This is a genomic window from Exiguobacterium acetylicum (genome assembly GCF_022170825.1).
GTDB classification, from domain to species: domain Bacteria; phylum Bacillota; class Bacilli; order Exiguobacteriales; family Exiguobacteriaceae; genus Exiguobacterium_A; species Exiguobacterium_A acetylicum_B.
Genome location: NZ_CP081878.1, coordinates 1,415,498 through 1,429,331, shown reverse-complemented (window position 1 = coordinate 1,429,331; position 13,834 = coordinate 1,415,498). Strand labels below are relative to the sequence as shown.

15 protein-coding genes are annotated in these 13,834 nt (G+C 43.1%); 14 read left to right on the top strand and 1 reads right to left on the bottom strand.

Annotated features, from left to right (window positions below; translation table 11 throughout):
• Nucleotides 1–378 precede the first annotated feature (378 nt).
• From K6T22_RS07360 to K6T22_RS07325, 8 genes are all read left to right on the top strand, one after another.
• Nucleotides 379–660, top strand: coding sequence for a hypothetical protein (locus tag K6T22_RS07360; RefSeq protein ID WP_029341549.1), 282 nt, complete (start codon nucleotides 379–381; stop codon nucleotides 658–660).
• Nucleotides 661–678: 18 nt separating this feature from the next.
• Entirely contained in the window at nucleotides 679–1,017 is a 339-nt protein-coding gene (locus K6T22_RS07355) for a hypothetical protein (protein ID WP_238239724.1), read from the top strand.
• A 37-nt stretch (nucleotides 1,018–1,054) separates the two neighbouring features.
• Entirely contained in the window at nucleotides 1,055–1,801 is a 747-nt protein-coding gene (locus tag K6T22_RS07350; RefSeq protein ID WP_238239723.1) for a hypothetical protein, read from the top strand.
• Nucleotides 1,802–1,842: 41 nt separating this feature from the next.
• Nucleotides 1,843–2,229: a hypothetical protein gene (locus K6T22_RS07345; protein WP_238239722.1), complete on the top strand. Its 387-nt coding sequence runs from the start codon at nucleotides 1,843–1,845 to the stop codon at nucleotides 2,227–2,229.
• Nucleotides 2,230–2,466: 237 nt separating this feature from the next.
• Nucleotides 2,467–4,734 carry a bifunctional diguanylate cyclase/phosphodiesterase gene (locus K6T22_RS07340; RefSeq protein WP_238239721.1) on the top strand — a complete coding sequence of 756 codons (2,268 nt, stop codon included), beginning with the start codon at nucleotides 2,467–2,469 and terminating at the stop codon, nucleotides 4,732–4,734.
• 211 nt (nucleotides 4,735–4,945) lie between these two features.
• Nucleotides 4,946–6,832, top strand: coding sequence for a DUF4084 domain-containing protein (locus K6T22_RS07335; protein WP_238239720.1), 1,887 nt, complete (start codon nucleotides 4,946–4,948; stop codon nucleotides 6,830–6,832).
• A gap of 154 nt (nucleotides 6,833–6,986) precedes the next feature.
• Nucleotides 6,987–7,445, top strand: a complete 459-nt coding sequence (locus K6T22_RS07330; protein ID WP_238239719.1) for a GNAT family N-acetyltransferase — start codon at nucleotides 6,987–6,989, stop codon at nucleotides 7,443–7,445.
• A gap of 165 nt (nucleotides 7,446–7,610) precedes the next feature.
• On the top strand, nucleotides 7,611–7,964 hold the full coding sequence (locus K6T22_RS07325) for a hypothetical protein (protein ID WP_238239718.1): 354 nt from the start codon (nucleotides 7,611–7,613) through the stop codon (nucleotides 7,962–7,964).
• Nucleotides 7,965–8,063: 99 nt separating this feature from the next.
• Here K6T22_RS07325 and K6T22_RS07320 read toward each other — a convergent pair whose 3' ends face one another.
• Nucleotides 8,064–8,780 carry a GntR family transcriptional regulator gene (locus K6T22_RS07320; RefSeq protein ID WP_238240061.1) on the bottom strand — a complete coding sequence of 239 codons (717 nt, stop codon included), beginning with the start codon at nucleotides 8,778–8,780 and terminating at the stop codon, nucleotides 8,064–8,066.
• Between the two features lie 173 nt (nucleotides 8,781–8,953).
• On the opposite strand from K6T22_RS07320, the gene K6T22_RS07315 reads away from it, so the two are divergent.
• The 6 genes from K6T22_RS07315 (at nucleotide 8,954) to K6T22_RS07290 (ending at nucleotide 13,720) form a co-directional block, all read left to right on the top strand.
• Complete coding sequence (locus K6T22_RS07315; RefSeq protein WP_238239717.1) at nucleotides 8,954–10,276, top strand: 6-phospho-beta-glucosidase; 1,323 nt, start codon at nucleotides 8,954–8,956, stop codon at nucleotides 10,274–10,276.
• Entirely contained in the window at nucleotides 10,273–11,592 is a 1,320-nt protein-coding gene (gene celB, locus K6T22_RS07310; RefSeq protein ID WP_238239716.1) for a PTS cellobiose transporter subunit IIC, read from the top strand. Before K6T22_RS07315 ends, celB begins: the two co-directional genes overlap by 4 nt.
• Nucleotides 11,589–11,921, top strand: coding sequence for a PTS sugar transporter subunit IIA (locus K6T22_RS07305; RefSeq protein ID WP_283205705.1), 333 nt, complete (start codon nucleotides 11,589–11,591; stop codon nucleotides 11,919–11,921). Before celB ends, K6T22_RS07305 begins: the two co-directional genes overlap by 4 nt.
• Entirely contained in the window at nucleotides 11,918–12,220 is a 303-nt protein-coding gene (locus K6T22_RS07300; protein WP_023468108.1) for a PTS sugar transporter subunit IIB, read from the top strand. Before K6T22_RS07305 ends, K6T22_RS07300 begins: the two co-directional genes overlap by 4 nt.
• The gene (gene chbG / locus K6T22_RS07295; protein ID WP_238239715.1) at nucleotides 12,213–12,905 is read left to right on the top strand and encodes a chitin disaccharide deacetylase; all 693 of its coding nucleotides are present in this window, start codon (nucleotides 12,213–12,215) and stop codon (nucleotides 12,903–12,905) included. The genes K6T22_RS07300 and chbG overlap by 8 nt, the downstream gene beginning before the upstream one ends.
• A gap of 488 nt (nucleotides 12,906–13,393) precedes the next feature.
• Nucleotides 13,394–13,720 carry a hypothetical protein gene (locus K6T22_RS07290; protein ID WP_238239714.1) on the top strand — a complete coding sequence of 109 codons (327 nt, stop codon included), beginning with the start codon at nucleotides 13,394–13,396 and terminating at the stop codon, nucleotides 13,718–13,720.
• The last annotated feature ends 114 nt before the right edge of the window (nucleotides 13,721–13,834 follow it).

The following is a 13,834-nucleotide window of genomic DNA, read 5'->3' as shown; positions in this document are numbered from 1 at the left end:
GTCGAAATAAACATTAAGCCCATTTCGACTGTTCAAGATTCTTCTTGCTGGTTTAGTTTATTCAGTGCTCAATGTGCTGACATGATTTATGTCGATGCGCTACATGACTGAAAAAGTAAACCCGTCATCGTGTCACCAAACGACAAAATCCATCTCTCTTTTGATAGTAAACCATATATACTCCAAGTCGTACGATGGGATTTAAAAACAAAAAGTGAGCAGGTCTCATTAAAAAATGGCGTTTTCACCGCACCGTCTGCTCAAGGAACATACATCTATGGAATTCGTGCACGGTAGAACGAACGCGGTGACGGTCTATCCGCTTTTTTGATTCAAGTCCAATGAAACGCATCCCACTCAAACAGGAGATGAATAATCATGCGAAAAGATTTTCGTTTCTGGCTTCCCTTGCTTTCACTTGCCGTCTGTTTATTTAATGCTTTCGGTTACGATGACAAAAACATCTTGTTGTTTCTCACAAGCCCTGTTTTCTGGCTACTTGAGTCACGTTCCTTCCTCGGAACTTGGCTGGATTCCTTCCATATCCCGCTGTTCCTGATCTACATCCTGACTTTGATCAGTTGGTTCTTGATCGGGTTACTGATCGATGTCATTCTTTCTGTTTTGTTTAGACGATCTTCTAGACGCATCCATGATTAACTGAGAAGGAAAATACATATGGGACCAACCAACGATATGTGGGTGTGGGTATTGTCCTATGCTTTCTTTTTCATCACGCTTATCAGTGCAATCTTCGTCGCGATCAAGCATCCAGCCTTGAAAAAAGCATCGATTCGAGCGATGTTAGCAATGCTTTTCATGTATGCATTATTCATTTGGAACTCCATGTACCGACTTGACATTACAGAATTCAGACATTTTTACGAAGGATTGACGACACTTCGACCGTGGGCATGGATGTGTGTCTTCTTGTTCGCCTACACATTAAAGTGGTGGTATCTCGTGTTTCTTCACACCCGTCGTCCGACTCCCTCTCCACATGATGTACAGCAATGACTTACGTTTCCGAAAACCTTTGAAGGAGCTATCCGATATGAAATTACATCGATTCGCAACCGTTTTTTGTCTCTCGACCGTCGTTTGGACGATAGCGGGTTGTTCCATAATAGAAGAACAAGCAACATCGCGTGTAGCACAAAAAAATGTCGCGTCATCTGAACAAGTGAACGTTTCATCCAAGAAAGCAACGACCGAAGCTACGAATCAGCATCCGGTCGAACTAGGAAAGCAGACAGAGCGCGTCACGTTAGGTCAAACGAATACATACGACCTCTCTCCTTTACTAAGTAAACTCCACGTTTCATTCAATCCACAGTATTCTTATCACGACCAAATTTTCTACTTCAATCCACAAAAAAATAAGAGCACCATTTATACATACGATACAAAACGAAAGTATAACAAAATCGTCCGTGCGACGAAGAGTGCAATCCCGATGATGACGGGTACAGGTGAGTTTTTACTATGGGTCGAAACGGAACAGCCGACAAAGACCGGTGTGAAGTGGTCGATTCGCCAACTGAAGATTACGACGAATCAGGTGACGACACTTGATGCTGGCGAAAGTCGTTTCGATACGTCCCCGCCGCATATCGATGTCACGTCAACACGTGCGTCCTGGATCACGCAGGAAGCGACTGAACAAAAAACGATTTCCACGTTAAAGTCTTATTCGTTAAAAACCGGAAAGATCACGCCACTCCAGTCCTTCATTTTAAAAACAGGAAAACACGAGATGGTCTGTTCACGTACGAGCACCGCGATAGCGATGACGGCGTGACCTTATACACGTCTCACTACAAAAACGGAAAGAACGTCCTAGTGCTTGAAACTCTGGATGGTGCGTATAAAAAAGAGTTGTCCGGATTGATTGATTTCAGTCGCAGCGGCACCTATTTCGCTCTTGGCACAGAGGGCGACGCCATTTTCCAGCCCATCGGATTGGACCAAAAGACGCTGAACTATTCCGCTTCAAGTGCCCAGACGACGATTAGTGGCATTCGTTTTCTCTCGAACACACAAGTCATCTTCCGCGAAGGTATCAATCAGTTGATGTACGCGGACCTAAAAGCGAAGACGGTTGCTCCCCTGACGGACTTTGAAGAGTTGGTATCCCTTCCTCTTTACCAGGACGGTGTACTGGCGTATAGCATCACGAATGGAACGAAAACGACGTACCAAGTTGTAAACTTGAAAGTTTCAAATTAATAGACATAACGATAAAAAGTTTTTTGGTCGTTTACACTAAGAGATTTAAAAAAACAATAAAGAACTAAAAATAAACCTAGATCTACTCAATTGAGAGATCTAGGTTTATTTTTAGTTCTTTACCGTACTAGGAACCATTTTTTAATTCTAAATGACATTAGAACATTATGTTAAATATAAATCTAATATATCCGATACTTATTTGAAAGCTATTTAAACATAAGGGAGGAACAATCTTTGCGTACAACTATAAGTTACCCCTTCCTTCTGTCCATCGGAATTGGTTTATTATTTTGGTATGGGAACCATTTTTTTGAAGGATCTGAATGGATGCGGTTGGTTCTATTAAACACGGTCCAGTTGTTCGTAGGTATTTTAAGTACGAGTTGGATTATAAAAAGTTATTTTAAAAATGACTCTTCTAAACGTTTTTGGATGTTTTTAGGTCTTGGAACGAGTTTTTCCGCCCTTGGCACACTTGTTTGGATCATCTTACTTGTTAAGAATCATGTCATGGTTACACCGGACTTATCATCCTTAACTTGGGTCTGCTCCTACTTTTTCTACTTTGCTGCACTGTTAAATCAACTTTTGAATCAAACGAGAAAATTTTCAAATTCGGCATTCTTCTTTAATACAATGATTTATATGATAGCCGCGACTTCAATTAGTTATCATTACCTGCTTTATCCGCTCTATCAGATTAATCAGCAGTCTCTGTGGTACAGCGTCCATATATTTCTTTTCCAAATTGCAGATTTAGGAATTCTTTTTTTTATAATTACGCTATATTATTTAATTCTATTCAACAAACAAAATGTATATTTGACTTATTTGATCATCGGTTTATTTTTACAAGTCATCGGAGATATCACTTTTGCACAATTTACAATTAAGAACAGCTATATATCAGGTGGCAGTGTCGATTTGATTTGGACTATCGCATTACTATTTATCGGTTACACTGCTCGATATCATGAAAAAGAGCCAAGACAAGAAAGTATGATTGATCCATTTGCTCTTGATGTTTCAACAAAGAAAGAATTTATCTTTCCTTATTCGAGCATCTTGATCCTCTCCATCCTAATGATGCAAAGCTATGCTTGGAATTTAAATGCCTTAAGTACAGGATGGATCATGATTTTTCTTCTTATCATTATTAGACAAGCTTTTACTGTCATGAAAAATAGTGAATTATTAGCAGAATTAAACCAAATCGCATATATCGATCCATTAACGAGCCTAGGCAATCGTGCATCTTTTTTACTAGACACTAAAAATAGCCTCAAAGATGAACATGCACCGCTTGCCTTCATATTGCTTCAAGTAGAACGGATTCGAATGTACACAGATATTTTCGGGCATCATGTCGGGGAACAGATCATGAAAGAAGTATCTTTCCGCTTAAAACATGTATTGAAAGAGAATTTTAAAATGTATCGGTACAGTGAAGATGAGTTTATGATTGTGCTTCTAAAAACAGAGAAATCTAGTATCACTGTTGTGAATGAAAAGATATTCATTCATCTTGCAGCACCTATCCGTTTAAAGGAGTTAGAATTGAATATTGTAGCGCATAGTGGTGTCAGTATATTTCCTGACCAAAGTTTGACGATCGAAGAAATACAGGCTCATACAGCTGAAGCTCTTTATCAAGCTAAACAGAATGGAAATTACACATTCGTTTACTATGGAACTGAACTTCAATCCAACTTAGTACGAAAGCTTGAAATTGAATCATACTTACGAAATGCAATACGTGAGCAACAATTAAGTGTCTACTATCAACCTAAAGTCAATCTTCGTTCTGGGAGAATCATTGGTATGGAAGCATTGCTCCGTTGGCATCATCCAAAGTTCGGATGGATTTCACCAGCTGAGTTCATTCCAATCGCTGAAGAAGCTGGTCTGATCAATGAAATCGGGGAGTGGGTCCTATTCACTGCGACCTACCAAAGTAAACAACTTCAGCTTTTAGGATTCGAACCTTTGCTTCTATCGGTCAATGTTTCTGTTCTTCAATTCCAAAATCCAAACTTCTGTCAGCGTGTCATCGAGATTCTTGAAGAGACATCTCTTGACCCGCAGTGGCTCGAGCTTGAGATTACAGAGAGCATTGTTCAAAACATCAAAGAGAGCGTTTCGATTTTGCAATGTTTGAAGACCTCGCAGATTAAAACATCCATCGATGACTTCGGAACAGGGTATTCTTCCTTAAATGTACTCGAGCAACTTCCGATTGATACATTGAAAATCGATAAGTCGTTCATCGATCGTCTGACTCCTAATCAAAAATCGCCTATGGTCAAGACGATCATCGAGCTCGGCTTGAATCTTAATTTAACCGTCGTAGCGGAAGGGATAGAAACGATTGAACAAAAAGAGGTTCTCACTTCCTATGGATGTACGATCGGTCAAGGCTACCTATTCTCTCGTCCTATCGATTTTGACGCATTTGTTACATTACTTCAAACACAAGATGTTTTGAAGACTACCTCTCTCTAAATTTTTTAAAGTGCATGATGTAGATGACGTTTGATCGTTTATGTCATGCACTTTATGATTGCGACTTATTTTTCTACCTTGTTCTTAAGGAGTTATTTGAAGATGATTTGTCTGATAAATCAGAATAGACCTGTTTTATAAACAAGTTCTTTTCAATAAATAAGCTCATTGTATACTAAGTGAATATGATAAGAAGGAGTATAAGAATAGCATGTTTAAACAACCTAAAAATTTTATCCTAATCATTCTACTTTATGCTTTAGGCTATTATGGATGGATTTTCACTTTTTCTGATTCTCAATTCCTTGAAGCACTAGGGGGAAATATCTTTTCGATTGCAGGGTTGTTGATCGCCCTTCTCTACTTAAAGATTGCTATCAAATGGGCTGATTCAAATGATCGTAAATTCTGGTTACTTATCGCTTTCGGCACCTTTTGTTATTTAGTCGCCGAATTGATTTGGTTTTTCACAGAAAGTATTTTCCACAAAAACGTGGCGTTTCCAGGATGGCCAGACGTGTTTTACATTCTTCAAGTCCTTTTCCTGCTTTACGCTTTGATATACAAAATTTTGAAGGATGCAGCAATACAGCAACGCATTTCATTCTTATTTGATGTCATGATCATTTTAGTCGTTGCGAGTACCTTTTCTTGGCACTTTTTAATCGAACCTATTCTGGATACGAGTGTGGCAACCATTAATGCTCTCATTGTTTCCTTAATCTATCCTTTAGGAGATTTGGGTATGTTAGTCGCCGCCTCCTTTTTATTTTTTAATCTTACGAGTAAAGATAAGAGTTTATCCATGTATCTCATTATCGCAGCCGTCACGATACAAGCAATCGCTGACTCTGTTTACTTGTATTTGATTGCTCAAGACACATACATCTCAGGTAGTTTAATTGACCCTCTGTTCATCATAGCAATGATCGTTTTAGCTTTTTCAGGTCTTCAACATCAGCCAAATACTATAAGTACAACGTTAACGACTCATCCCGAAAAGTTAAATATTTTTCAAATGCTCACGCCTTATGGGGGAGTCTTGATTCTGTTCGTCTTCATGGGATTTCACTCGCGTAGTTTCGATATCGTGACAGTAGGTTCAGGACTTTCCATTTTACTCGTCATTACCCGGCAAGTCTTAATTATTATCGAGAATCATAAATTAGTCCGTCGCTACTACGATCAAGCACAAACGCTTGAATTAAGCGAAGAAAGGTATAAATCCTTGTTCGAATACCATCCAGATCCAGTGTATTCAACGGACCTTAAAGGTCAATTCGATAGTGCGAATACTGCCTGTAGCGATCTTCTCGGTGTCTCTAAAACTGACTTGATGGGTCAAGATAGCCTTCGCTATGTCAAAGATACACACCGGATGACGGTCGCGAAAGAATTAAAGGAAGTATTTAAAGGTATGCCACGAAGTTATGAGACCGTTGTTGAAAATGCATTGGGTTCCAGTATGTATATGAACATCACCAATGTTCCAATCATCGTCCAAAACGAAATTGTTGGAATCTTCGGTATCGGTAAAGATGTGACTGAAATAAAACGAAATGAACAACGTATTCAATACCTTGCCTATCATGATGCGCTGACAGGACTATTCAATCGGCTTGCGTTCGAAGAACGACTGTTAAAGCTCATTAAAAGTAACTCTCTTCATCCTTCATCAAATGTGTCTTTATTTTTCATGGACTTAAATCAATTTAAAGCAGTCAACGATACACTTGGACACGATATCGGTGATCAGTTATTGAAAGCTGTTGCTATAAGACTACAATCATTCGAAACGGATTTTGACATGATGGCACGACAAGGCGGTGATGAATTTACATTACTTTTAAAGAATGTTAAATCATACGAACAACTTCATCGTATGGCAACTCAGTTGTTGAGCACGTTACAAGCACCTTATGAGATTGCCAATCATATGATTTCTTGTCCGCCAAGCATCGGTATCTCCTGCTATCCGACGGATGCCTCGAGTATGCTCGAGATGCTACAGCACGCGGATCTCGCCATGTATCGCGCAAAAGACATTCCCTCAGGAAGCTACGTTCTTTATAATGAACTTCAACACATGCCGAGTTAAAAAAACTTATTGGTCATGGGTATTGACTCTTTACAATATGAAACCAGCACCTGATTATTTATCAGATGCTGGTTTTTATTAAATGATAGTACGCTTAAAGGAAATAAAAATAGTGGTTCGCTAATTAATCTTAAAATGTAAGGAGTATACAGTTATGAATGTAGATATTCATCAATTGTCCATCCATGAGACTCCTCCGATGGAGCTCTTGCTAGCGGCAGACCCGTCTCTGAAGTTAGTCGAAAACTATGTAAAAAGAGGTCATTGTTTCGTTGCTGAAAACAATGACCAATGGATCGGTGTATATGTAATTCTCCCGACAAGACCGCAAACAATCGAAATCGTAAATATCGCAGTGGACGAGTTGTACCAAGGAAAAGGTGTCGGGAAGGATCTTTTGCGACATGCGATTAACACAGCTAAAACAATGGGATATACCACCATCGAGATTGGAACAGGCAATTCAAGCGTAGGTCAGTTAGCACTTTATCAAAAATGTGGATTTCGGATCGTCGGGATCGATATGAACTTCTTCTTGAGACATTATGAAGAGGAAATCATCGAAAATGGAATCCGATGTACCGATATGATTCGATTATCTCAAGATCTATGAGAATGTCAGCATCCTTTTTGCGAAAAGCGTGGTTCTATCTCTAACAATAGAACTTGAACGATGGTGGACAACATATTCATAAGTCAGTGACGTTAAATAAGATTGCAAAAAATGGATCCACACCGCATAATATGAACATACGTTCTTATTATGAGGAGGTCCACCATGCAGCACCTTCAAAAAGAAATAACTCATTCTGTACCGTTACACACCATGAACCCGCCGATTTGCCTTTCCGTCGATTCATCCATCCAACTTCACCATGATGCTTCCGTTCCTATGACTTATAAATTGGAAGTCATGTTGTTCATCGCTTTACGGGAAAAAACTCCCTTATCCATTCGTCAAACCAGTGATTCTGGGAGTAGCAAAGAACTTGTCTACATAGAAGAAGTGGACTTCGAGAGTCGACAGCTGACGCTTTTCCATTTGAACGATTCGTCATTGTCCTATCATCGTTATATTCAAGACGATTTGTTACATGACCATAACCCTCAGCTTTTACTCAGCATGGTGTAAGTTGGAACAAACTAATGACGTCAAAAAAGGTTGAATCCATTTCGATGTGTGAATGGATTCAACCTTTTTTTGCGCTTCTCGGCAATAACGATATTCGATTTAACGGTATGAACGTTCAATCACGAAATTCGTCTTATCCCCACGGAAGTAGGAACGCGAATACTCGATGATCTGTCCCGCTTGATCCTCTGTCACCGTCTCGATATAAAAACATGGTGCATTGACTGGACAGTTCAGATAACTACTGATCGCTTCATCGGCTAGGACGATTTCGAGTGACTCCGTCGTTTTCGCCACCTGGATATCGAAGACTTTTGCTAACGTATCGAACAACGAATGCTCCGCTTGTTCCTTCGTGATTCCTGGAGCAATCGACCACGGGATGAATGAGATTTCATATTGTGTCGGTTCGCCGTCAGCATGACGAATCCGTTCAATCTTCTGGATTGGTGCTTGTTCCTCCACTGCAAAAACTTCCGTCAAGACATCTGTCGCTGAGACGACGGATAATTGGATTAGCGACACCTCGCCCCGCTTTCCTTGCACCGCTAACTGTGCAGCGTAGTTATTTGGCGTATGTGACAAGGTCTGTCGCACTTTCTTGCCCGCGACGAACGTCCCACGCCCTTGCTGTCGGATCAAGTATCCTTCAAGAGTCAGCTGGTTCAATGCTCCCCGGACCGTTGTCCGACTGACATCGAACTCTTCACAGAGCACATACTCCGTCGGGAATTTCTTCCCTTCTTCGTAATATCCTCTCTTGATCCGCGATAGCAATTCTTCTTTGATTGCCGTCTGTAACGTTGATTGCGACATCATGCCACCTCCTCCTCTTATCCTTTGTGCCTTTATTGTGATACAGACATCATACAAATGCAAATACAAATCTTTATTTGTCTTATTTGTATTTTATCATTGTCTTAAGTTGTATTATTTGTTACATTTGTTACAACAAAAAGAGATCGCTTTCATGAGGAGGAATTTACAACATGCCACTCAAGGTCGTCATCATCGGTGGAGGCTCCAGCTATACACCGGAAATCATTGAAGGTTTCATTTTGCGTCATCACTCTTTTCCGGTCGACGAGGTCGTACTCGTCGATATCGAAGACGGAAAAGAAAAGCTCGAAATTGTTGGTAAACTCGCACAACGGATGATTGACAAGTCTAACGTGAAGATCACACTTCGTTGGACATTCGATCGAAGAGAAGCCCTCCGTGGAGCCGACTTCGTCTCGACGCAAATTCGTGTCGGGGGTCTTGCGGCACGGGCGCTTGACGAGCGCATTCCACTCAAGCATGGCTTCATCGGTCAAGAGACGAATGGTGCTGGCGGCATGTTCAAGGCCTTCCGGACGATTCCCGTCTTACTCGAACTCGCAGACGAGATGGCGGAACTTTGTCCCGACGCCTGGTTGATCAACTTCACGAATCCAGCTGGCATCGTGACCGAGGCACTTTTGAAACACTCCAAGCATCAGAGAGTGATTGGTGTCTGCAACATCCCGTTCAACATGCGGAACTCCGTTGCTGAAATCCTACACGCCCCCGTCGAGCACGTCTCGATCGAATTTATCGGGTTGAATCACTTCATCTTTGGTCGACATGTCACGGTGAATGGTGTCGATCGGACAGAAGACGTTCTTACTGCCTTAAGTCATGGAAACGACTACTCGCCAGCGAATATCGTCGGACTCGGCTGGTCCGACTCATTCCTGAATTCAATCAATCTGTTACCGAACCCGTACCATCAATATTATTTCCAAACGCGCGATGTCCTAGCAAAAGATCTGCAAGCTTACGAAGAGAACGGGACACGAGCTGAAGTCGTTCAAGAAGTCGAGCGCCGACTATTTGAACAATACCAAGATGTATCGCTCGACGTAAAACCGAAGGAACTTGAGCAACGCGGTGGAGCGTACTACTCGGATGCGGCGTGTAATTTGATGGACTCGCTTTATAACGACCGTGGTGATGTCCAGACCGTCAATACGCTGAATCAAGGGACAATCCGTGACTTACCGGAAGATGCGGTCATCGAGGTCAACGCTGTCATCACAAAAACCGGACCGCGTCCGCTGTCGATCGGTAGCTTACCACTCACAGTCCGTGGACTGATCACGAACTTGAAGACGTTCGAGGAACTGACGATTCAAGCAGCCGTCTCTGGGAAATACGAGGACGCTTATCTCGCTGCCCTTATGAATCCCTTGATCCAAGACGAAAAACGGATCGATGCCTTACTTGAAGAACTGTTCCGCGCGCATCAGGCTTACTTACCCCAATTCCAGCTTAAGGAGGTTCTCTCATGAATAAGTTCATTGAAATTGCCGGGCGTATCGGTTCCCAGCGCCATCTCGTCGCCATCCGTGACGGCTTTGTCTCCGTCATGCCGCTCATCATCGTCGGCTCACTCGCGATTCTGATCAATAACTTCCCTGCCATCCAGCTCGGTAGCTGGTCGCTCGATTTCGTCGGCTCGATGAATGCCGCTTTTGGTGAAGGCAGTTGGCAACGGCTTGGCGGCAACATTTGGAATGCCTCCTTCGCGATTCTCGGCTTACTGGTCGCCTTCTCGATTGCCTATAACTTGGCACGGTCCTACGATATCGACGGTCTCGCTGCTGGTATTCTGTCGATCGCTTCTTACGTCATGCTCGTTCCGGTCACGAAGGACTGGGGACTCAGCTTCGCTTGGCTCGGCGCCCAAGGGCTATTCGTCGCCATCATCGTCTCGCTTCTCGTAACGGAAGCATTCCGTCTTCTCATCCATACGAAGCTGACGATCCGGATGCCGGAGGGTGTGCCTGGTGGTGTCACCCGATCGTTCCAAGCATTGATTCCTTCGATGATCATCTTGACGGTCGTTGCTGCGATCCAGTTGTTCATCCAAGTGAAACTCGAGCTCAGCATCTTCGAGGTCATCTTCAAGGCAATCCAGCAACCGCTTCAAGGCTTCGGTGATTCGCTCGCTGCTGGTCTGATCATCGCCCTGTTGAACCATGTCTTGTGGTTCTTCGGTCTACACGGTACGAACATCATCGGGTCGGTCATCGAGCCGATTTACCTACCGCTGATCGAACAGAACTTAGCTGCCTTCCAAGCTGGTGCCTCCGCCTATGACGTGCCGTATACAGTAACGAAACCGTTCCTCGATGCGTTCGTCTTCATGGGGGGCTCCGGTACGACATTGTCACTCCTACTTGCGATCTTCATCGTCGTAAGAAAACAACGCAATCATCCTTATCATCAAGTCGCTAAGCTATCAGCTCCAGCAGGGCTGTTCAACATCAACGAACCGGTCATTTTCGGCATGCCGATCGTCCTCAATCCAGTCATGCTGATCCCGTTCATTCTTGCACCAGTCGTCTTGACGGTCGTCTCGTATGTCGCACTATCGACCGGGATGGTTCCGAAGACCGTCGCCATCGTTCCATGGACGACACCACCGATCATCAGCGGGTATCTCGTCACCGGTGGTAGCATCCGCGGTGTCCTGCTTCAGGTGTTCAATCTGACGCTCGCGACGTTGATCTATATCCCGTTCGTCGTAGCAGGAGCACGCGCCATGACTGCCGAAATCAATCGAAATAAAGACAGCATCCACGAAGGAGAGAAAATCAGTTGAAGACAGAATCAATTCAACAATTATCGTTCATGATCATCCTACATGCCGGAAATGCACGCTCAAGTGCGTTTGAAGCGCTTTCCGCTGCTAAACGCAGTGACGATGCACTCGTAAAGGAAAAGCTCAAAGAAGCTGAAACCTCGTTCCTTGAGGCACACAAGCTCCAGACAGAACTCTTACAAGAAGAAGCACGAGGAACCAGCAACGAGATGAGCGTCCTACTCGTCCATGCTCAAGATCATCTGATGACAGCGATGACGGTCAAGGAACTGGCGACTGAGATGATCGACATGATCACTAAAATCAACCGACTGGAGGAAACGAAATGAACATCTTACTCGTCTGCTCAGCAGGCATGTCCACTTCGATCTTAGTAGAAAAAATGCGTACGGAAGCCATAGCACGAGGTCTTGATGCAACAATCGAAGCGGTACCCGAATCGCGACTAAAGGAACATACGACGATGGACGTCATCTTGATCGGACCTCAAGTCCGGTACCTCGAGAATAAAATCCGCTCAGCGGTTAACGTTCCGGTTGCTGTGATCGACAACATGGCATACGGATTGATGAAGGGAGATCAAGTGCTTGATCAGGCACTCTCCCTGACCGGCACGGCGCATGCGTAAAACACGTGTGATCGTCAATGCTGATGATTTTGGTCTGACGACGGGTATCAACCAAGGCATCATTGAGAGTCATCTCAACGGTCCAGTCAATTCGACGACGATGATGATGAACGGACATGCGGTCGATGACGCCGTCCGACTTTCTGAGCAATACCCGGACCTCCATGTCGGCGTACATCTCGTACTCTCTTGGGGAAAACCGCTCGCGTCGACGAGTCATTCGTTAACGAAGGCGGACGGGACATTCCGTTTCACGAGTCGCTTTTTAGAAGAAAAGCCGCCAGCTCCTAACGATGTCTATCTGGAATGGAAAGCCCAGATTGAAGCTTTCCTTGCAACTGGTCTACCGCTTCACCATTTAGACAGCCATCATCATATCCATGGCTGGTCCACAATCGACTCCGTCATCGTTGAACTTGCTAATGAATATCAAACGATGTTTCGTGCTACAGGGAACGAGAACCATCAGGATCTCTGGCTTACGAGACGCTTCGATGATCGGTTTTATGGAGATGGTGTCTCGTTTGCGACCCTTGATTCGATTACACCCGGTTCATCCATCGAGGTCATGGTTCACCCTGCTAACATGGACACTTTACTTCCAAGTGTCACGTCTTATGTGAAGCAGCGACTCGTCGAGAAGGATCTTTTAACGCGCTATACTACACCGGACTGGTGGACATGAAAACAACATCCCTACTCTCTTGACGAAACGAGAAGTAGGGATGTTGTATTTCCTTCATGAAACATCAGGCTAAGAAACCGAGTTATTATTTGGAATTAATTTTACATATATCTTGTTTAATGACATACTAATGGTAATACTTTCATGAGGAGGAGATACCTTTGAAAAAACAACTCGCTTATGCTGGTTCTTTTGCGCTCTCAGCTATCGCTATCATCGCCGTTCTTAAATTAGTTGGAGTCGATATCTAAAATCATTACTTCAATCATGACAGAAAGAGAGGACCTCTTATGAACAAATCAGTGAAGTATCAATTTGCTTTTGGTGGTTCGACAGTTCTCGCCATGCTGATCATGTATGGCATTTTAAAATTATTCGGTGTTGATTTTTAATTGAATGATTCAAGCGCTGTTATGATGGATCGTCTTCCGATCATCTGTAACAGTTTTTTCTTGATTCATTGAGATGCAACGATCGGAAGTGATGAATTGAAAAAAATCGGAATCAATGTTTTGATTGTCTTCCTCTTATTAGGTGGACTGCTGTTTTACTTAGACGTCCGTTACGATGAACGATTCGAGCAGCATGTCAGTGCACAAGTCGAAACCTACGTCGAAAAAAAGTATGGTCCAGATCGCGTCGTCTCGCTCCACTCTGCTTACGACGACAAACACCGCGACAAGGAAAAACGCTATAAGATTGCCGTAAAAATCAGTGGTCAAGGGCTCCAAAAAGAGGAGTACTTGCTGTATCGTCTTCAAGACGATCGAGTCGTCGAGATGGGTACGACGACTAGTTTGCCGAAGCGAAGCTAGCTTTCGCGATGATGTCTTGTTTCACACTACATATCATGAAAGGTCAGTTGATTCCGTGTAACAAAGGAATCAACTGACCTTTTCATTTAATCTGTTTTATGACTCCGAAATACC

Excerpts from the sequence above, each read along its gene's own strand:
- chbG (WP_238239715.1), top strand. The coding sequence starts at position 12,213 with ATGCGTAAAACACGTGTGATCGTCAATGCTGATGATTTTGGTCTGACG.
- K6T22_RS07350 (WP_238239723.1), top strand. The coding sequence starts at position 1,055 with ATGAAATTACATCGATTCGCAACCGTTTTTTGTCTCTCGACCGTCGTT.
- K6T22_RS07335 (WP_238239720.1), top strand. The coding sequence starts at position 4,946 with ATGTTTAAACAACCTAAAAATTTTATCCTAATCATTCTACTTTATGCT.
- K6T22_RS07325 (WP_238239718.1), top strand. The coding sequence starts at position 7,611 with ATGCAGCACCTTCAAAAAGAAATAACTCATTCTGTACCGTTACACACC.
- K6T22_RS07360 (WP_029341549.1), top strand. The coding sequence starts at position 379 with ATGCGAAAAGATTTTCGTTTCTGGCTTCCCTTGCTTTCACTTGCCGTC.
- K6T22_RS07330 (WP_238239719.1), top strand. The coding sequence starts at position 6,987 with ATGAATGTAGATATTCATCAATTGTCCATCCATGAGACTCCTCCGATG.
- celB (WP_238239716.1), top strand. The coding sequence starts at position 10,273 with ATGAATAAGTTCATTGAAATTGCCGGGCGTATCGGTTCCCAGCGCCAT.
- K6T22_RS07315 (WP_238239717.1), top strand. The coding sequence starts at position 8,954 with ATGCCACTCAAGGTCGTCATCATCGGTGGAGGCTCCAGCTATACACCG.
- K6T22_RS07320 (WP_238240061.1), bottom strand. The coding sequence starts at position 8,780 with ATGTCGCAATCAACGTTACAGACGGCAATCAAAGAAGAATTGCTATCG.
- K6T22_RS07300 (WP_023468108.1), top strand. The coding sequence starts at position 11,918 with ATGAACATCTTACTCGTCTGCTCAGCAGGCATGTCCACTTCGATCTTA.
- K6T22_RS07355 (WP_238239724.1), top strand. The coding sequence starts at position 679 with ATGGGACCAACCAACGATATGTGGGTGTGGGTATTGTCCTATGCTTTC.